A 17,894-nucleotide genomic window follows, 5' to 3' on the forward strand; every position below is an offset into this window, starting at 1 on the left:
ATCAATGCGCTCCGCCTGCGGGCGTTGCCGGTGCCTTGCGCTTGAGCGCGCGCCCGCCCTCGTCGCCGCGCAGGCGCGGGTCGAATGCATCGCGCACCACGTCCGCAAACAGGTTGGCGGCCAGCACCAGCACGAGCATGAACACGAACGCGCCGCCCAGGCGCCACCACACGATCGGGTCGCGCGCCATCTCCATGCGCGCGGCGTTGATCATGTTGCCCCAGCTGTCCATGGTCGGGTCCACGCCCACGCCGATATAGCTGAGTACCGCTTCGGCGAGCACCAGCGCAGAGAAATCCAGCACGACCTGGATCAGCACGATGTGCATCACATTCGGCAGCATATGCTTACCCAGGATGCGCAGCGGGCCGGTGCCCAGTCCGCGTGCCGCGTTCACGTAATCCAGCTCCGATAGCTTGCGGGTTTCCGCGCGCAGCAGCCGGCATAGACCCGTCCAGCTGGTGATGCCGAGAATCAGACACAGAAACAGCAGCCGCAGGTCCGCACGCGCAGTGGTGGAGCCGAACGCCTCGGCGTTGTTCTCCATATAGACCTGCATCATCAGCACGGCGGCGGCGATAAGCAGCACGCCGGGAATCGAGCTCAGCGTCGTATAGAGATACTGGATGACATCGTCCACCCAGCCTCGGAAGTATCCGGCCAGCGTGCCCAGCAGCAGGGCAAAGGGCAGCATCACCAGTGTCGTCAACGTGCCGATCGCCAGCCCGGTGCGAATGCTCTTCACGGCTTGATAGAGCACGTCCTGGCCGACCTTGTCGGTGCCGAGCACGTGGTATTCGGCCGCCAGCGAGGCGGTCACGCCAACGATCACCGCGAGTATGCCGGCGGTGACGAGTGCGGCCCGCCAGGCCAGCGGCGTGGTGTCGCGGGCGATGTCTCTGACGACATTCCTCGGCGAAGTTCGACAGTGCGCCGCGATCAGCCCGATCAACGGCACGCAAAGCGCCAGCCAGGCGGCCAGGCCCCACGCCGCCCCCTTGGCCGCGCGACGGGTGATGTCCTCGCCGCGGGTCAGCCCGCTTTCATCGAGCGACGTGCCCGCATGGGTCAGCCGTGGATAGACCTGTGCCTTGCTGCCGTCGGCCGCGGTCACCACCTGCTGCACGTAGGAGCGCAGCGCGAACGGTGCGGAGTAGGTGTATTCGGTGTCCTCGATCAGCGGCGCGGCGATGGCGTCGAACACGCTGATCACCTCGCCCGACACGCGCGTCTCGCCGGCGTCGTTGGTCACCGTCGGCCGGTAGTGAATGCTGTCGAGCACGCCCACCGCCGTATACGCCAGCAGAATCACCAGCGTGATCATGCCCACCGGCCGCGCAAACACCCGCAGCCACGGTACCCGCAACGGCTTGCTGCGCGACGCAACCACCACGAACACCGCGATCGCAATCAGCAGCAGGTAGATCAGCGCGTCGGTGTAGAGGAGGACGTACATCAGTTGGTTCAATCTTACCCAGTGAGAGAGCAGGTCTACGCGTGCGCGAATCAGGACGCAGGAAACGTGCCTCGACAGATTTAGGTATAGTTTTTATCCATGTTCGAATTCGATGAGGCGAAGAGCGAATCGAACCGTGCCAAGCACGGCATTAATTTTGTCGAGGCCCAAGCGCTCTGGAACGATCCTACCCTGCTGGAGATTCCGGCTCGGGCCATGAATGAGCCTCGGTTCCTCCTGATCGGTTTGATCGAAGGCAAGCACTGGTCGGCAGTGGTGACGTATCGAGACGAAAACATTCGGATCATCTCTGTGCGCCGGTCGCGCGAAGAGGAGGTAGCGTTATATGAAAGCTGAATCGTTCGACAAGAAATTCGATGCTGGCGAAGATGTAACCGCCGATCTCGACCTGTCCAAGGCGCGCCGTCCGAACCAGAATGCGCGACGCGTGAACGTTGATTTTCCAAGCTGGATGGTTGACGAACTGGACCGCGAGGCACGGCGTCTGGGCGTAACCCGGCAGTCGATCATCAAGGTCTGGCTGTCGGAGCGGCTGGAACAGGCCGCCGCGAACAAGCGCGCCTAGCTGAGATACGTTTTCGCGAGAGATCATAACCGTATCCGCGGATCAAACAGCGTATAGCTGATATCGGTCAGCAGCAGGCCGACGATATAGAGCACGGAGCCGAGAAAGACCATCGCCCGCACGATGGCGAAGTCCTGCTGGTTGATGGCTTCGATGGTGTAGCTGCCCAGCCCCGGGATGCCGAAGAAGGATTCCATGATCAGGCTGCCCATGAACAGCAGCGGCAGCAGCACGACCACGCCGGTGAGGATCGGGATCATGCCGTTCTTGAGTACGTGCACGAACAGGATGCGCAGGTCGCTCAGGCCCTTGGCGCGGGCGGTGCGGACATAGTCCTTGCCGTATTCCTCCATGAAGATGGTGCGATACCAGCGGGTCCCGGAGCCGACGCCGCCAACCACGCCGATGATCACCGGCAGGATCAGGAACTTGGCCATGTCCCAGCCGGCGTCGAAGCCGGAAATGGGCACCAGATTCATCAGCTTGCCGGCGACGTACTGGCCCGCGATGATGTAGAACAGCGGCGAGATCGACATCAGCAGCACGCAGAGCACGACGCCGCCCCAGTCGATCGCGGTGGATCGGAAAAACACCAGCAGCAGCCCGAAGGTGATGTTCACCAGCATGCCGACGATGAGCGTGGGCACCGCCAGCGCCAGGCTCGGGCCCATGCGTTCGAGGATGTCGGACGAGATCGAGCGACCGGCATCCGAGCGACCGAACTCGAAGGCGATCACCTTCACCGATTTCTGAAAGAACAGCGTCTGCGTGACGGTGTCGAGGCCGTCGGCCTCTTCGTTGTAGATATAGGGCAGGTCGTAGCCGTGGGTGGCCTTCCAGGTCTGGATTGCCTCGGGCGTGACACGCTTGAAGCCGAGCTGCATGCGGGCGATGTCGTCCGGCGTGTTCACCACGAAAAACAATAGGAACGTGATCAGGTTCACGCCGATGAGCACCGGAATGGCATAGAGCGCGCGGCGGATGATGTAGGCGAGCATGGCTAGCTGTGCCCCGTCTGGCGAACCGCGCGCCGTTCGCGCCGGCGATATATCCACAGCCCCGGCGCCAGGGCGACGACCAGGAACAGCAGACCCAGGCCCACCGGCCAGAGCACCGGATTGTTCCACTCGCGCCGCTTCTCGGCGCGCTGGGTGGTGTCCAGGCGCAGGTATTTCAACGAACTCTGCAGCATGCCGTTGGGCTTGGTGTTGTGCAGCCACTGGTGGTACAGCGCGTACTGGCGTGGGAAGAAGCCCCAGGACCAGGGCGCGTCGCGGCGCACGATCGCCAGCATGCGATCGATCACGGCCTGGCGCTCGGGGCCGTTCTCCATGTTGCGCATATCGCGGAACAGGCGGTCGTATTCGGGGTTGTCGTAGTTGGCGTAGTTCGAGCCGGAATGCTCGGCGGTGCCGTTCGGCCCGTAGAGCTGGGACAGGAAGTTTTCCGGGTCCGGATAGTCGGCCATCCAGCCGCTGCCGAAATAGATCTGCGTGTTGCCCTCGGCGATCTTCTGCTGGAAACGCGGCCAGGTGGTGGCGCGCACCACGAGCTGGATGCCGAGCTCGTCGAACTGCTGGCGCATCCAGTCCATCTGGGTCTTGAACTCGGGGCCGGTGGCGGGGGTGTCGATATTCACCAGAAGGGACTGGCCGGTGTCCGGATCGATGCCGTTCGGATAGCCGGCCTCGGCGAGCAGTTCCCGCGCGGTGTCGATGGACTTGCGTACGCGCTCGCCGTCTTTCCAGTCGTAGACGACCGGATTCATGCCGGCCTTGCCCTCTTCGTAGCCGAACAGCCCGGGCGGGATCGGCCCCTGGGCGACGATGCCGCGGCCGTTGAGGAACAGCGGGATGTAGTTCTCCATGTCCAGCGCGATCGATATCGCCTGGCGCAGCTTGCGCCCGGATTCGTCGCGGCCGCCGACCACGTTGTCGTTCATGTTGAAGCCGAGATAGTAGATGCCCGGCAGCACGGTGGTGGCGAGATCCATGCCGTGTTCGCGCATCGTCTGCGTGAGGTTCGGGTTGCCCTCCTCGTCGATACGAATCGCCTGACCAAAGGCGTCGTCGCTGATGCCGGAGGTGTCGTAGTAGCCCTGCAGGAACTTGTTCCAGTAGGGGATTGATTCCTTCTCCAGCGAATAGACCGCGCGCTTGATGAAGGGCAGCGGCTTGCCCGCGTCTGCCAGCAAGCCGGCCGCGCGGTCGCCGTCCTCGCCTTCGCGCGGATAACGCTGGCCATGAAAGTTGGGATTGGCCTCGAGCACCATGCGCCGGTTCGGGTTGTTCTCGGTAAGCATGTAGGCGCCGGTGCCGACCGGGAAGGTGTCCAGCGTGATGTTTCGGGTCTTGAGGGCGGGCTGATCGTAGAAGCGCGTGACCTCGGGGGCCACCGGGGCGAAGAAGGCCAGCGCGAGCCAATAGCGCAGCTGCGGATAGACGCCGTCGACCCGGATTTCGTAGGTATGGTCGTCGATGACCTGTGCGCCTTCGAAATCGAAGGCGGTGAGATCGAGCGATTCGCCCGGTTCGAGTTGCTTGCGCGCGGCTTCCAGGCGTTCGCGCAGGTCGGCCAGGCCGACGATATGAGAACTCATCAGCCCGAAGATGGGCGAATTCACCTCCGGGCTCGCCAGTCGCTTGATTTCGTGGACGTAATCGCGCGCATGCAACTCGCGCGTGCCCTGGTGCTCGAAATCCGCCGGCGAGGCGATGCCGGCCATATCGGCCTTGGTCAGGTCGTCATAGCGCGGGTTGCCGTCGTCGTTCTGCGCGAACGCGGGATGCGGCTGGTAGCGAATGCCGGGCTGGAGTTCGATGGTGTAGACGCTGGTCGCGACCTGGTCGGCCGGCGCGTCGTCCGGAAGCGGGTTGTCGTCGGCGTCCAGAAGCTGTGGCTCGGGGACTTCGGTCGCGGTGGCCGGAATCAGCGTATAGGGGCGCTTGAGATAGTGATACTGAAGCGGCGGTTCGTAGATGGCGCCGGTGAAACTGGCCTCGTCCGTGGCGTAGGAGCGCGCCGGGTCGAGATGGCGCGGCGACTCGCGAAACGAGCTGTAGTAAATATCGTTTTCGGACTCGGCTTCGGGGTAGGGATTGTTCCACGCGCCGTCGCAGCCGCCGAGCAGGCACAGCAGTAAAACAATGATCAGGCGGCACGGGGCCGCCAGCGAACCGAACCGGCGGCGGACGTCAGGCATGCCGGCAATCTAGCCGATGCAAGGCCCTGAATGCACGCGCCGATTTTGGCGGCGGCCCGGTGAGGCCGCCGCCGTGGCGTGCCGGTCAGTGCTTGTCGGCGTAGCGCTCGGACAGTTCGTCGAACAGCGGCTTGTTGACCAGACGTTGACGCTCGGCAAACGGCGCAACGATCTCGGGGTCTTCATCCAGCCGACCATCGTCGCGCAGCTGGGTCAGGGCACGTTGCATACCACAGACCGCGCTCTGCAGCGCGGCGTTGGCATACAGCGTCAGCCCGTAGCCGAGGTCTGCCAGTTCGCTCTGTGACAGGGTCGGCGTCTTGCCGCCGATCACCACGTTGATGATCAGCGGGATATCGAACAGCGCAGGCAGGCGTTCGATATCGGCGCGGGTTTCGGTGGCCTCGATGAACAGCACGTCGGCGCCGGCCTCGGCATATAGATGGGCGCGCTCGATGGCGTCGTCCATGCCGTGCACGGCGGCCGCGTCGGTGCGTGCGATGATCTGGAAGTTCTCGTCGTCGCGCGCATCACAGGCCGCGCGGATCTTGTTGACCATTTCCTCGGCGGGGATGACTTTCTTGCCTTCGAAATGCCCGCATTTCTTGGGCAGAACCTGGTCTTCCATCTGGATCGCGTCCGCGCCGCAGCGTTCGAACGTGCGCACGGTCTGGCGCACGTTCAGCGCGTTGCCGAAGCCGGTGTCCGCATCGACGACCAGCGGCAGCGAGACCGCGTCGCGTACGCGTGCGGTCTGTTCGCTCATCTCGTGCAGGCCGACGAAGCTCAGGTCCGGGAGCGCGAACGACATGTTCGTCACGCCCGCGCCGGTGAGATAGACGGCTTCAAAGCCGGTGTCCTCGATCACGCGCGCGCTCATGGCGTTGAAGGCGCCGGCAATAAGCAGGGCATCGCGATCGGCGATCCGTGCGCGGAATTGGGCGCGGCGGTCAGCAGCAGTGGTCATGGTCATACCTTGGCAGTAAACGAAACAGGTGGTGCGACAGGTGATTACCGGGGCGGACGGGCCGTAGCCAGTGGCAAGCCAATCCGTCGGTTAGCAATCTTGATTGTCGACAATGCGACAAAAGTATGGCGATTATGCATTCCGTTTGGCAACCGATCTGCTAGGATTGTCGACAATGAGTGAGGCCGAAGCGAAACTCGAGACCGCGCCGCGCACGCTGGCGGACCGCGCGCTGGATGCGCTCCAGGACGATATTGTTCGCGGAGTGATCGCGCCGGGTACGCGTGTCAGCGAGTCGGATCTGGCGGCCCGCTATGGCGTGAGTCGCGGGCCGATGCGCGAAGTCATTCGCCGGCTCGAGTCGCGCAAGCTGCTCGAGCGCAAGGTGCATGTCGGTACTCGCGTTGCCGCACTCGATCCCGCGCGCCTGGCCGAACTGTATTACCTGCGCGAAGCGCTCGAGGGCATGGCCGCGCGCATGGCGGCCACCGCGATGGGCGACGACGAAATCGCCGGCCTGTACCGCCTGCTGGCCGAGCACGAGCAGCAACAGGACCTCAAGGAAGACGTCGCCTATTTCCAGCGCGAGGGCGATCTGGATTTTCACTACCGCGTCATCCAGGGCAGTCATAACGCGGCCCTGGCGGACATGCTTATTGGCGAGCTGTATTACTTGATCCGCATGTCGCGTTACCAGTTCAGTGGCGTGGCCAAGCGTCCGCTTCAGGCCCTGAAGGAGCATCGTCAGATCGTCGAGGCCATCGAAGCCCGTGACGGTGAGCTCGCCGAAATGCTCATGCGCCGCCATATCAGCCGCGCGCGCCGTAATATCGAGGTCGACAATCGGCCCGCCCCACAGAATCGAAACCTGAAAGAGGAGAGAACATGAGCGAGAAGAAGACCAACACGGCTGGCCTGCGCGGCCAGGTCGCCGGGCGCACGTCGCTATCGACCGTCGGCCAGAGCGGCTCGGGGCTGACCTACCGCGGCTACGACATCCAGGATCTGGCCGAGAAATGCGAGTTCGAGGCCGTGGCCTATCTGCTGCTCAAGGGCGAACTGCCGAGCGCTGATGAACTCGAGGCCTACAAGAGCCGCCTCAAGCAGCGCCGTGCGCTACCGGAAGCGCTGCGCGAAGTGCTCGAGCGTATTCCGCGCGATGCCCACCCGATGGACGTGATGCGCACCGGCTGCTCCATGCTCGGTCATCTCGAAGGCGAATCCAGCTTCGAGGACCAGCAGGAATGCACCGATCGCATGATGGCCGCGTTCCCCGGCATCGTCTGTTACTGGTATCGCTACAGTCACGACGGCGAGCGGATCGATACAGAGACCGACGCCGATTCGCTGGGCGGGCATTTCCTGCAGATGCTGCATGGCAAGAAGACGAGCGCGCTGCACGCGGCCGCGATGAACACCTCGCTCATCCTCTATGCCGAGCACGAGTTCAACGCCTCTACTTTCAACGCCCGTGTCTGTGCCTCGACGCTCAGCGATATCCACAGCTGTGTGACCGGCGCGATCGGCACGCTGCGTGGCCCGCTGCACGGCGGCGCGAACGAGGCCGCGATGGCCATGATCGAGCAGTTCAGCGATCCGGACGACGCAGAGCAGAAGATGCTCGCCATGCTCGAGCGCAAGGACAAGATCATGGGCTTCGGGCATGCGATCTATCGCGAGTCCGACCCGCGTAACGCGATCATCAAGCAGTGGGCCGAAAAGCTCGCCGCGGACGTCGGCGACACCACGCTCTACCCGGTGTCGGTGCGCTGCGAGGAAGTGATGTGGCGCGAGAAGAAGCTGTTCTGCAACGCCGACTTCTTCCATGCCTCCGCTTATCACTTCATGGGTATCCCCACGAAGCTGTTCACCCCGATCTTCGTGATGAGCCGGTTATCGGGCTGGGCCGCGCATGTGTTCGAGCAGCGTGCGGACAACCGCATCATCCGGCCGAGCGCCGAGTACGTCGGCCCCGCGCCGCGCCCGGTGCCCTAAGCGACCTGGTTACCGGCCGCGCCCCTTTTTTTGGGTCGCGGCCGGCGAATCGAAACAGCGATATCAACGGAGACAGCCCCATGAGCGAACAATCATTCAAGGCGCTGGTGCTGCGCCAGGAAGACGAGAAGACCCAGGCTGCGATCGAGAGCCTGACCGACGCCGACCTGCCCGAAGGCGACGTGCTGGTTGCGGTCGAATATTCCGATCTCAACTACAAGGACGCGATGGCGGTCACCGGCGCGGGCCCGATCGTGCGCACCTGGCCGATGGTGCCCGGCATCGATCTGGCCGGCGCCGTGGTCGAGTCCAACTCGGACGACTACGCGCCCGGCGACAAGGTTGTGCTTACCGGCTGGGGCGTAGGCGAGCGCTACTGGGGCGGCTATGCCCAGCGCCAGCGGGTGAAGTCCGAATGGCTGGTGCCGCTGCCCGAAGGCCTGGATACGCGCACGGCCATGGTGATCGGCACCGCCGGCTTCACCGCCATGCTGTGTGTGCAGCGTCTCGAAGACGCGGGCCTGACGCCTGCCGACGGCCCGGTGCTGGTCACCGGCGCGTCCGGCGGTGTCGGCAGCGTGGCGATCGCGATCTTGGCGCATCTGGGCTACGAGGTCGCAGCGCTGACCACCTCGACCGACGAGGATTTGCACGCCTATCTGCGTGAGCTTGGAGCCTCCGAGATCGTGCCCGCGCCCGATGCCGACGCCAAACCCAAGCCGCTGGCGAAAGGCCGCTGGGCCGGCGCGGTCGATACCGTCGGCAGCAAGGTGCTGGCGCATGTGTTGTCGGAGATGGCCTACGGCGGCCGGGTCGCGGCCTGCGGACTGGCCGCGGGACCGGATCTGCCGGCGACCGTCATGCCGTTCATCCTGCGTAACGTCAGCCTGTTGGGCGTCGATTCCGTGGTCTGCCCGATCGAACCCCGGCAGCGCGCCTGGCAGCGCCTGGTCAAGGATCTGCCCGAAGCCGCGCTGGAGGCGATCACCGATACGGCCACGCTGGAGCAAGTGCCCGAGCGCGCCGCCGACATGATGGCGAACCGCACCCGCGGTCGTATTCTCGTCGACGTGGGCGCCAGCAGCTAAGCCATTCCCGGCCCGGTGTGCGCGCAAACGCCGCCGGGTCGGCAGCTGCAATGACCGACTGATACGTTCGCGTTGTCGATGACATAAAAAGATACGAACATTTGAGGAGATGTCATGAGTCCGCAAACCCCCTACCGCGACCAGTTCGCTGCTGCCCGGGATAATCCGACCGAGTTCTGGCGCGAAGCCGCCCGAGCCATCCGCTGGAGCCGAGAGCCACAGCAGATTCTCGATGACAGCCGTGTGCCGTTCTACCACTGGTATCCGGACGGCGAGCTCAACACCGCCGACAACTGTCTCGATCGGCACGTGGATGCCGGCCGGGGCGACGTGACAGCACTCATACACGACAGCCCCGTCACCGATTCCCAGCAGCGCTATACCTATGCCGAGCTGCGCGATGCGGTGGCAAAGTTTGCCGGCGTGATCCGCAATCAGGGCGTCGAGAAGGGCGATCGCGTGATCATCTATATGCCGATGATCCCGGAAGCGGTCATCGCCATGCTCGCCTGTGCGCGCATCGGCGCGGTGCATTCCGTGGTGTTCGGCGGCTTTGCCGGCGCGGAGCTGGCCAAGCGTATCGACGACGCGACGCCGAAACTCGTGCTGTCGGCGTCCTGCGGTATCGAGCCGAGCCGCGTGGTCGAATACAAGCCGCTGCTCGACCGCGGTCTGGAACTGGCCGAACACAAGGTGGAGCGCTGCGTGATCTTCCAGCGCGATACGCAACGCTGCGAACTGATCTCCGGTCGCGATATCGACTGGAACGACGCGCTGGCGGAAGCCGAGCCCGTCGACTGCGTGCCGGTCGCTGCGACCGATCCGCTCTATATCCTTTACACCTCCGGCACCACCGGCAAGCCGAAAGGCGTCGTGCGCGACAACGGCGGCCATGCGGTAGCCATGCACTACTCCATGCGCGCGGTCTACGGGCTGGATCAGGACGACGTGTTCTGGACGGCTTCCGATGTCGGCTGGGTGGTCGGCCACTCCTATATCGTCTACGCGCCGCTGCTGCTGGGCTGCACCTCAGTGATGTACGAAGGCAAGCCGGTCGGCACGCCGGACGCGGGTGCGTTCTTCCGGGTAATCGCCGAGCACAAGGTGGACGTGTTCTTCACGGCGCCGACGGCGTTTCGCGCGGTCAAGAAGGTCGACCCGAACGGCGAGCTGGCGAAGCAGTACGACGTTTCCAACCTGCGCGCACTGTTCCTGGCCGGCGAGCACACCGACCCGGACACCGCGATCTGGGCCGGCGAGAAACTCGACGTGCCGGTGATCGACCACTGGTGGCAGACCGAGACCGCCTGGCCGATGAGCGCCAACCCGCTGGGTATCGAAAACCTCGACGTGCCGCTCGGCTCGGCCGGTCGGCCGATACCGGGCTACGACACCCACGTGCTCGGCCCCGACGGCGAGGAAGTGCCCAACGGCGAGATGGGCGATATCTGTGTGAAGTTGCCGTTGCCGCCGGGCTGTTTCCCCAACCTCTGGCAGAACGACGAACGCTACAAGTCGTCGTATCTGGAGGACTTTCCGGGCTATTACCGCTCGGGCGACGCGGGCTATTTCGATGCTGACGGCAATCTCTGGGTGATGAGTCGGGTGGACGACATCATCAACGTCGCAGGCCATCGCCTGTCCACCGGCATGATCGAAGAAGTCATCGCCGCCCATCCGGACGTGGCCGAGGCCGCGGTGGTGGGTGCGGCGGATGCCGACAAGGGCCAGCTGCCGGTCGCGATGGTGGTGCTCAAGTCGAGCGCCACGCGCGCTGCCGACGAAATCGTCGCCGAACTGATCGCCAACGTGCGCGAACAGATCGGGCCGGTGGCCGCGTTCAAACACGCGGCTATTGTGGATCGCTTGCCCAAGACGCGTTCCGGCAAGGTGGTACGTGCAACCCTGCGCCAGATCGCCGACGGCAAGGAATGGACCACGCCCGCGACCATCGACGACCCGGCGATTCTTACCGAAATCGAGGATCAGCTGAGCAACATCGGCTATGGAAACAAGCGCGCGGACTGAAACGCGCGCTTTTCCGATCGGCGCAAAACAGGTGTCCGACTGTCGCAGTTGCGCTAACGTAGCGGCGTGATGGGTTTCGATTCGAGGGGGCCGGGCTTGCGCCTGACGGGGTGGATCGTCGTTTCGACGGTTCTGGTGACGCTGTGTCTGTCGGCTACGCTGGCCATCGCGGCTGACGGCTATGCCGATGGCGCGCGGGCTTTCGCGCGCAACGACTATGCGGCTGCGCGCGGGGCTTGGGCGCCGCTGGCCGAGGCCAACGATCCGCGCGCGCAGTACGGCCTCGGCCTGCTGTATTCCAATGGCTGGGGCATCGAGCGTGACGCATTGCGCGCCCAGCACTGGTACACCATGGCCTCGGAACGCGGCCATCCGGGCGCGCAATACAACCTGGCGGTCATGCGCGATACGGGCAATGGTGTGCCTCGTGATTCCGCACAGGCCGCATTCTGGTACACGGAAGCCGCCAGTCAGGGGCTGCCTTCGGCGGCCTACAATCTCGCCCTGATGACGCTGGCCGGTGACGGTCTCAAACGCGAGCCGGCCAAGGCAGTCGCCTGGCTGGATCGTGCCCGTCCGATGGATCGGGCGCGGCTGATCGCCGCGTTGCCGACGGCGGAAGTGGCCGTGCGCGCTGCCAACATTCGTGCGACGCCAGCAAGCGACGCTGAGATCGTGGGAAGCGCTCGGCGCGGCGCGCAACTGCGTGTATTCGCCCGTCAGGGCGATTGGAGCCAGGTATGGCAGCACGCTGCCGATGGCGGGCCTGACGTGATCGGCTGGGTCGCATCGCGGTTGCTCACGGGGCTGCCGGCGGCCGGCGCCGCGCCGGTGCGGCTCGACCGCTTCGAGTTCGGGGCGCTAACCGGTCTCAACGCCCGCCGTGCACGCCGCCCCGAGTCGCGCACCGTAAGCACGACGACCTCGGGCAGTATGGACGCGAATACGCAATCGGGCCGGTTGCTGCGCAACTCCGGCTGGTTGGTTGGTATCGACAATATCGATCTGGGCGAACGGCGCGGCAGCACGGTGCGTGTCGCCACCGACCGTTTGAACGTGCGCGCCGCGCCTTCGACGGGCGCGCCCGTGCTTATGCAACTCGGCCATGACGATACCGTGCAGGTGATCGGTCGACGCAGCGGGTGGCGACGCATTCTCCTACCCAACCGCGCCGGCAGCGGTTGGGTTGCGGCCTTTCTGCTCGGCGACCATCAGCCACCTCCCGGTGAACATTTGCCCGGTCGCGCGGCGCGCATTGGCGCGCGCGACGTGAACCTGCGTGCCGGTCCGTCGATGGCTGAGCAAGTACTCGGCCAGCTCACACGTGGCGAAGCCGTGCGCGTGATCGATGAAAATCGTGGCTGGCGTGAGGTGATGGTGCCGGGTACATCCCGTACCGGCTGGGTCGCGGCTTTCCTCATTGCCGGGGAGACGGCGGCTCCGGTCGCCACGGCGGATAATGCGCGCGCTGGCGATCCGGTCGGCCAAAGCGGCGGCTGACCCCATCCGGCGGCGTACCAACAACCGGGCGCGCTTGATGGCGCGCGTGTCGGCGGTAGCCGCGTTGCTGTTGCTGGCGGCGCTGCCCGCAACTGCGGATTTCGATGCCGGCGTGGCGGCGTTCCAGCGCGGCAATTATGACGTCGCGCGCGATGAGTGGCGTCCACTCGCCGAATCCGGCCAGTCGAATGCCCAGTTCAACCTGGCGCTGCTGCATGCCAACGGATTCGGCGTGCCGCGATCGCCCGACGAGGCGCGGCGTTGGTTCGCGGCTGCCGCCGAGCAGGGAAACACCCAGGCGCAATACAACCTGGCGCTGATGCTGCAGGCCGGCGACGGGATCGAGCGCGATATCCGCGGCGCGCGGCGCTGGTACGAAAAGGCCGCCCGCGACGGTCTCGCGGCAGCGCAGAACAATCTCGGCCTGATGTATCTCAACGGCGACGGCATGCCGGCGGATACGGCGCGCGCCATACGGTGGCTGGGCCGGGCGGCCGGCACCAGCGCCCAGGCGCAGCGCAATCTCGACCAGCTGGCTGAAAGCCTGCCCGGCGCCCGGGTCACCGGCAGCCGTGTGAACGTGCGCGCCGGCCCGTCGCGACAGTCCCAAGTGCTCGCCCAGGTGGGGTCGAGTGATGCTGGCCTGTTGCTGGATTCTCGAGCGGGCTGGTCGCGGCTCTGGTTTGTCGAGCGCGAAACGATTGGCTGGATCGCCGATCGGCTGCTCGCGCTGGACGGCGATGCGCCGCAGGCCAAGGCCGAGCAGACAACAGCCGTGGGCTCGACAGATCCGGCGGATGTGCGAGAAAAGCCGGTGGCTTCATCAGCGGTTGAAGAAGCGCCGGAAGAGTCTGATGAGCGCACCCGATTCAAGGTGGCCAGTGCCTCGGCACAGCTACGCGAGGGGGCGGCTCGGGATGCGTCGGTAAGTGAGCGACTGACCTACGGCACCGAAGTCGTCGTGCTTGGCCACGATGGCGGCTGGCGCCGGATTCGCGTGCCGACCACCGGTGCTGAGGGCTGGGTGTCGGCGTTCGTTCTCGCCTGGGACGAAGCCGCCGAGGCCGAAGTGACGGCGCGCCGTGCCAGTGCGCCGCCCGCCACGGGCAGCGGCGGCGGCTGAGGGGCTAGACCGGGCGCTGCATGATGTAGTCGTCCATGACGTAGCCGTTGCCGATCGGCTTGACGTGCTCGCTTTCGACGACGAAACCCAAGCGCCGGTAGGCCTCGACCGCGCCCGCGTTGTCGCGGTTCACTCGCAGCTTCATCACGTTCGCTTCCCGCTCGGTTGCGGTGCGTAGCGCCCATGCCATGAGTTGGCTTGCAATGCCCTGGCCACGCGCCTCGGCCTTTACATAGAGCTTATCGAGCCAGGCGATTGTCGGATTCTCGATGTCTGGTGAGACCGCGGCAAAGGCGAGCGTCACCTGCTCTCGGCAGGCGAGCACGAAGCGGGTGCCGGCGGCCTGTTCCGCGGCGAGCGTGTCGAGATCGTAGCCGTTGGCGAGCATGTAATCGATCTGCCCGGTCGAGATGATGCCCGGATAGTGTTCGTGCCAGATCTGGCGTGCGAGATCCGCGAGCCGTTCGTGGTCCTCGGTTCGGGTGGCGGCCTGGAGTTCACATGCGGTCATCGGTCGGCGTCGTCTTGTCGTTCACTTAGCCGGTCGCGGACTGCCGGGCCATAGGCATGATCGGCCATCAGAGCACGCCCGCGCCGCGTGGCGCGCAGCCGGGTTTCCAGCCAGCGCAGCCGGCGCGACAGCCGCTCGGACTCGTCGCTTTCGGGGCGCGCCATGCGCAGAAGATCCTCGATATCACGAATTTCGCGTCGGGCCGCGATCTCGGGCGGTACGAAGCCGGCGTTCTTGAGCAGCCGGTAGCCCGCACGCAGCTCGGCGGGTACGCCGGGAGCGTCGTCCAGGACGAGCGGTCGTCCGGCGCCGGGCAGGTCGTCGAACTCGCCGCGCTCGGCGGCCGCCTCGATATGCGCGTCGGCCAGTCGTTCGAGTAGGCTCATGGGCTTAAAATAACGCCTTTGCCAGCGGCGCGCAGCCGTTGGCGGCAACCGTCGCCTTCAAGGATCTTGCATGAACGAATTTCTGCCGCCCGCACTGGACGGCGCGGATCTGGCCGACCGGGTCGAGGCCAATGGGCTGGAGCTGGCCTACGAGCAGTTCGGCCGCGACGCGGACCCCGCGCTGATCCTGATCATGGGTCTGGGCACCCAGCTGACTGGCTGGCCGGACGCTTTCTGTCGTGCGCTCGCCGATACCGGGCTGCGCGTGATCCGTTTCGACAACCGCGATATCGGCCTGTCGACCAAGTTCGATCGCGGCCGGCATTACGACGGTGCTCGCAAGGCATTCATCAAGTCGTTGTTGCGTCGGCGTATCCGCACCGCCTACACGCTGGACGAGATGGTGGCCGATACCATCGGCCTGCTCGACGGCCTCGGTATCGACAAGGCCCATCTGGTGGGCGCGTCGATGGGCGGCATGATCGCCCAGCTGGTTACCGCGCAGCATCCCGACCGCGTGGCGACGCTGACCTCGATCATGTCGACTTCGGGCGCGCGCGGTCTGCCGCGCGGACGCATGAAAGTGCTCATGCGCCTGGGCAAGGCGCCGAAGAACAACGATCCGGACACCATCGCCCGGCATATGGCCAAGACCATGCGCATGATCGGCAGCCCCGAATACGGGCGCAGCCTCGAGGACTGGACCAGCGAGATCCGGCGCAACGTCAAGCGCAGCCACTACCCTGCGGGCACGCAACGCCAGATGCTGGCGGTGATGGCCGCGCCGTCGCGGGTGGCCATGCTCGGCGAGATCGATCACCCGGCGCTGGTCATTCATGGCAAGGCGGACCCGCTGCTGCCGGTCGCGCACGGGCGCGATACCGCAGACAGCCTGCCGAACGCGCGCTACGAGGAAATCGACGGCATGGGCCACGATCTGCCGCCACGGCTGCTGCCGCGTTTCGTTGAATGGATCGCCGAACTGGTTCATGCCGATCCGTCGCAGCCGGCCGGTGAGCCCTATATCTAGCCGAAGTCGAGGGTGTGCTGATCGCCGGCCGCGGGCGGGCAGCGAAACCGGCTGCTGTCGAGCGGCAAGCGCCGACGCGCGCCGATACCGGCGCGCTTGCAGGCGAGCTCGAAGCGCCGCCGGAGCAGCTGCGCATGCACGCCGGTCCCACGCATGCGCGCGCCCCAGCGCGAATCGTAGTCCTGCCCGCCGTGCATCTGCTGGATCAGGCTCATGACGTGATCCGCACGCTGCGGGTAGTGGGTATCGAGCCATTCTCGGAACAGGCCGTTGATGCTGTGCGGCAGGCGCAACAGCACGTAGCCCGCGGTGGCTGCGCCCGCTGCTGCGGATTTCTCCACCAGCGACTCGAGCTCCTGGTCGGTGATGGCAGGGATGACTGGTGCGATCAGCGCGCCGACCGGAATACCGGCTTCGGCGAGTGCGGTGATGGTGCGCAGCCGTTGTTGTGGCCCGGCCGCACGCGGCTCGAGCGTGCGTTTTATGCCCGCATCGAGGCTGGTCATGCTCATCATCACGCTGATCAGGCCGCGCTCGGCCATGGCGGCCAGAAGGTCGATATCACGGTTGATCAATGCACCCTTGGTGATGATCGATAGCGGCTGGTTGTAACGATCGGCGACTTCTAGGAGCTCGCGGGTCACGCCGAGCTGACGTTCGTCCGGCTGGTACGGGTCGGTATTGGCGCCGAGAGTGATCGGTTCGCAGCGATAGCCGGGGGCGCGCAGCTCGGCTTCGAAACGAGCGGCCGCGTCGGGCTTGTAGTAGATCTCGGTTTCGAAATCGAGGCCGGCGGAATGATCCAGATATTCGTGGGTCGGCCGTGCGAAACAGTAGATACAGCCGTGGCTACACCCCTTGTAGGGGTTGATCGACGCGTTGAAGGGTACGTCTGGCGAGTTGTTGCGGCTGATGATCCGCCGCGCGGGATCGACATGCAGGCGTGTGGCTGGCCGCGCGTCGTCCTCGTCCTGTTCAAGGCTGGCCCAGCCATCGTCGAAATCGACCGCGTGTGACGCTGAAAAACGTGATGCACGGTTCGTCAGTGCGCCGCGGCTTTTGTGATGAACGGGCCCGTGCGTCATCCATAAACTGTATAAATAAACAGTTTATATCGCAAGAGCCGCCGGCGGGTCTCAGGGCGCGATGGGCTTGCCGGCCCAGTCGAACACCTGCCCGCTGTCCTCCGCCGAGAGATGAGCGATCACGTCGAGCAGATGGCTCGCTGCGGTGTTCGCGTCCTGCAGCTGTTTTTTCGGCACGTTGTGCTGAAACGGCTCGGACAGGCCGGTATTCACCGTGCCGGGATGCAGGCCTATACAAATAAGCTGTTTCGAGCGACGGCGCAGTTCGATCGCGGCCGTGCGCGTGAACTGGTTCTGCGCGGCCTTGCTGGCGCGATAGGCATACCAGCCGCCCAGGCCGTTGTCCGAGATCGAGCCCACGCGGGCCGACAGGCTGGCGATCACGGCCCGCTCTCCGTGGCAGAGCAGATCGTGGAAGTGCTTGATCATCAGCAGCGGGCCGCTTGCGTTTACCGCGAACGCCCGCGCGAGATGCTCGGGCTCGACATCGGCGAGCTTTTTTTCCGGCCACATGCCGTTGTCGTCGTGCAGCAGGCCGCCGCAGATCATCAGCAGCGTGAGCCGGTCGGTGCGGCGGCCGACCGTGTCGCGGGCGGCGCGAATGCTGTCCTCGTTGGCGAGATCGAGGGCTACGATCTCGAGCCGCGAGGCGCCGTGCTCGCGCGCCAGCGATTCGAGCGCCTCGGCGTGGGCCGGATCACGCACGCTGGCGATCACCCTGGGCTGTTTGTCGTCGGCCAGCAGCTGCTCGACGAGTGCCAGCCCCAAGCCGCGGCCGCCCCCCTGTATGAAGTAAGTGTTTGCTGGCATAACGTTCCGGTTCTGCAAATATGGCCGTCTAGGTCTATGGTCTGGATGCGCTGCGATGCCGGCATGCGGCACACTCGGCGCTGCGCTGATTTTCCAGCGCAGGGCGGCGATGCATGAAATAATGACA

At 65.1% G+C, this 17,894-nt stretch carries 17 protein-coding genes; 9 read left to right on the forward strand and 8 right to left on the reverse strand.

The window, feature by feature from the left end:
• Position 1: 1 nt before the first annotated feature.
• Positions 2–1,456 carry an ABC transporter permease gene (locus tag SADO_RS08845; protein WP_353110815.1) on the reverse strand — a complete coding sequence of 485 codons (1,455 nt, stop codon included), beginning with the start codon at positions 1,454–1,456 and terminating at the stop codon, positions 2–4.
• Between the two features lie 99 nt (positions 1,457–1,555).
• On the opposite strand from SADO_RS08845, the gene SADO_RS08850 reads away from it, so the two are divergent.
• Both SADO_RS08850 and brnA read left to right on the forward strand, forming a co-directional pair.
• Positions 1,556–1,813 (forward strand): BrnT family toxin, encoded by a 258-nt coding sequence (locus tag SADO_RS08850; protein WP_353110816.1) that lies wholly within the window; start codon positions 1,556–1,558, stop codon positions 1,811–1,813.
• Positions 1,803–2,042, forward strand: coding sequence for a type II toxin-antitoxin system BrnA family antitoxin (gene brnA / locus SADO_RS08855; RefSeq protein WP_353110817.1), 240 nt, complete (start codon positions 1,803–1,805; stop codon positions 2,040–2,042). The genes SADO_RS08850 and brnA overlap by 11 nt, the downstream gene beginning before the upstream one ends.
• A 23-nt stretch (positions 2,043–2,065) precedes the next feature.
• Here the strand turns inward: brnA and SADO_RS08860 are convergent, their stop codons facing one another.
• The 3 genes from SADO_RS08860 to SADO_RS08870 form a co-directional block, all read right to left on the reverse strand.
• Entirely contained in the window at positions 2,066–3,040 is a 975-nt protein-coding gene (locus SADO_RS08860; RefSeq protein WP_353110818.1) for an ABC transporter permease, read from the reverse strand.
• A gap of 2 nt (positions 3,041–3,042) precedes the next feature.
• Positions 3,043–5,244: an ABC transporter substrate-binding protein gene (locus tag SADO_RS08865; protein WP_353110819.1), complete on the reverse strand. Its 2,202-nt coding sequence runs from the start codon at positions 5,242–5,244 to the stop codon at positions 3,043–3,045.
• An 85-nt stretch (positions 5,245–5,329) separates the two neighbouring features.
• Entirely contained in the window at positions 5,330–6,211 is an 882-nt protein-coding gene (locus SADO_RS08870; protein ID WP_353110820.1) for an isocitrate lyase/PEP mutase family protein, read from the reverse strand.
• A 175-nt stretch (positions 6,212–6,386) separates the two neighbouring features.
• On the opposite strand from SADO_RS08870, the gene SADO_RS08875 reads away from it, so the two are divergent.
• The 6 genes from SADO_RS08875 to SADO_RS08900 all read left to right on the forward strand — a co-directional run bounded on the left by SADO_RS08875 (position 6,387) and on the right by SADO_RS08900 (position 13,945).
• Positions 6,387–7,100, forward strand: coding sequence for a GntR family transcriptional regulator (locus tag SADO_RS08875; protein ID WP_353110821.1), 714 nt, complete (start codon positions 6,387–6,389; stop codon positions 7,098–7,100).
• Complete coding sequence (gene prpC, locus SADO_RS08880; protein ID WP_353110822.1) at positions 7,097–8,206, forward strand: bifunctional 2-methylcitrate synthase/citrate synthase; 1,110 nt, start codon at positions 7,097–7,099, stop codon at positions 8,204–8,206. Before SADO_RS08875 ends, prpC begins: the two co-directional genes overlap by 4 nt.
• An 80-nt stretch (positions 8,207–8,286) precedes the next feature.
• Complete coding sequence (gene acuI, locus SADO_RS08885) at positions 8,287–9,294, forward strand: acrylyl-CoA reductase (NADPH) (protein ID WP_353110823.1); 1,008 nt, start codon at positions 8,287–8,289, stop codon at positions 9,292–9,294.
• Between the two features lie 114 nt (positions 9,295–9,408).
• Complete coding sequence (locus SADO_RS08890) at positions 9,409–11,322, forward strand: propionyl-CoA synthetase (protein WP_353110824.1); 1,914 nt, start codon at positions 9,409–9,411, stop codon at positions 11,320–11,322.
• A 69-nt stretch (positions 11,323–11,391) separates the two neighbouring features.
• A complete protein-coding gene (locus SADO_RS08895; RefSeq protein ID WP_353110825.1) occupies positions 11,392–12,822 on the forward strand; it encodes an SH3 domain-containing protein in 1,431 nt (476 codons plus the stop codon).
• Positions 12,823–12,859: 37 nt separating this feature from the next.
• Complete coding sequence (locus tag SADO_RS08900) at positions 12,860–13,945, forward strand: SH3 domain-containing protein (protein WP_353110826.1); 1,086 nt, start codon at positions 12,860–12,862, stop codon at positions 13,943–13,945.
• 4 nt (positions 13,946–13,949) lie between these two features.
• On the opposite strand, the gene SADO_RS08905 is transcribed toward SADO_RS08900, so the two are convergent.
• Together SADO_RS08905 and SADO_RS08910 are read right to left on the reverse strand one after the other, a co-directional pair.
• Positions 13,950–14,456, reverse strand: a complete 507-nt coding sequence (locus SADO_RS08905; protein WP_353110827.1) for a GNAT family N-acetyltransferase — start codon at positions 14,454–14,456, stop codon at positions 13,950–13,952.
• Entirely contained in the window at positions 14,453–14,842 is a 390-nt protein-coding gene (locus SADO_RS08910) for a DnaJ family domain-containing protein (protein WP_353110828.1), read from the reverse strand. The genes SADO_RS08905 and SADO_RS08910 overlap by 4 nt, the downstream gene beginning before the upstream one ends.
• Before the next feature lie 70 nt (positions 14,843–14,912).
• Between SADO_RS08910 and SADO_RS08915 the strand changes: the two genes are divergently transcribed.
• Positions 14,913–15,872, forward strand: coding sequence for an alpha/beta fold hydrolase (locus tag SADO_RS08915; protein WP_353110829.1), 960 nt, complete (start codon positions 14,913–14,915; stop codon positions 15,870–15,872).
• On the opposite strand, the gene SADO_RS08920 is transcribed toward SADO_RS08915, so the two are convergent.
• Together SADO_RS08920 and SADO_RS08925 are read right to left on the reverse strand one after the other, a co-directional pair.
• Positions 15,869–16,957: a PA0069 family radical SAM protein gene (locus SADO_RS08920; protein ID WP_353110830.1), complete on the reverse strand. Its 1,089-nt coding sequence runs from the start codon at positions 16,955–16,957 to the stop codon at positions 15,869–15,871. The genes SADO_RS08915 and SADO_RS08920 overlap by 4 nt on opposite strands.
• A 51-nt stretch (positions 16,958–17,008) precedes the next feature.
• Positions 17,009–17,767, reverse strand: coding sequence for an SDR family oxidoreductase (locus SADO_RS08925; RefSeq protein ID WP_353110831.1), 759 nt, complete (start codon positions 17,765–17,767; stop codon positions 17,009–17,011).
• Positions 17,768–17,894: the final 127 nt, after the last annotated feature.

The sequence above is a fragment of the Salinisphaera dokdonensis CL-ES53 genome, from assembly GCF_040361215.1.
GTDB classification, from domain to species: domain Bacteria; phylum Pseudomonadota; class Gammaproteobacteria; order Nevskiales; family Salinisphaeraceae; genus Salinisphaera; species Salinisphaera dokdonensis.

Excerpts from the sequence above, each read along its gene's own strand:
- SADO_RS08925 (WP_353110831.1), bottom strand. The coding sequence starts at position 17,767 with ATGCCAGCAAACACTTACTTCATACAGGGGGGCGGCCGCGGCTTGGGG.
- SADO_RS08865 (WP_353110819.1), bottom strand. The coding sequence starts at position 5,244 with ATGCCTGACGTCCGCCGCCGGTTCGGTTCGCTGGCGGCCCCGTGCCGC.
- SADO_RS08845 (WP_353110815.1), bottom strand. The coding sequence starts at position 1,456 with ATGTACGTCCTCCTCTACACCGACGCGCTGATCTACCTGCTGCTGATT.
- prpC (WP_353110822.1), top strand. The coding sequence starts at position 7,097 with ATGAGCGAGAAGAAGACCAACACGGCTGGCCTGCGCGGCCAGGTCGCC.
- SADO_RS08860 (WP_353110818.1), bottom strand. The coding sequence starts at position 3,040 with ATGCTCGCCTACATCATCCGCCGCGCGCTCTATGCCATTCCGGTGCTC.
- SADO_RS08910 (WP_353110828.1), bottom strand. The coding sequence starts at position 14,842 with ATGAGCCTACTCGAACGACTGGCCGACGCGCATATCGAGGCGGCCGCC.
- SADO_RS08920 (WP_353110830.1), bottom strand. The coding sequence starts at position 16,957 with ATGACGCACGGGCCCGTTCATCACAAAAGCCGCGGCGCACTGACGAAC.
- SADO_RS08875 (WP_353110821.1), top strand. The coding sequence starts at position 6,387 with ATGAGTGAGGCCGAAGCGAAACTCGAGACCGCGCCGCGCACGCTGGCG.
- SADO_RS08890 (WP_353110824.1), top strand. The coding sequence starts at position 9,409 with ATGAGTCCGCAAACCCCCTACCGCGACCAGTTCGCTGCTGCCCGGGAT.
- SADO_RS08900 (WP_353110826.1), top strand. The coding sequence starts at position 12,860 with ATGGCGCGCGTGTCGGCGGTAGCCGCGTTGCTGTTGCTGGCGGCGCTG.
- SADO_RS08895 (WP_353110825.1), top strand. The coding sequence starts at position 11,392 with ATGGGTTTCGATTCGAGGGGGCCGGGCTTGCGCCTGACGGGGTGGATC.
- SADO_RS08870 (WP_353110820.1), bottom strand. The coding sequence starts at position 6,211 with ATGACCACTGCTGCTGACCGCCGCGCCCAATTCCGCGCACGGATCGCC.
- SADO_RS08850 (WP_353110816.1), top strand. The coding sequence starts at position 1,556 with ATGTTCGAATTCGATGAGGCGAAGAGCGAATCGAACCGTGCCAAGCAC.
- acuI (WP_353110823.1), top strand. The coding sequence starts at position 8,287 with ATGAGCGAACAATCATTCAAGGCGCTGGTGCTGCGCCAGGAAGACGAG.
- SADO_RS08905 (WP_353110827.1), bottom strand. The coding sequence starts at position 14,456 with ATGACCGCATGTGAACTCCAGGCCGCCACCCGAACCGAGGACCACGAA.
- brnA (WP_353110817.1), top strand. The coding sequence starts at position 1,803 with ATGAAAGCTGAATCGTTCGACAAGAAATTCGATGCTGGCGAAGATGTA.
- SADO_RS08915 (WP_353110829.1), top strand. The coding sequence starts at position 14,913 with ATGAACGAATTTCTGCCGCCCGCACTGGACGGCGCGGATCTGGCCGAC.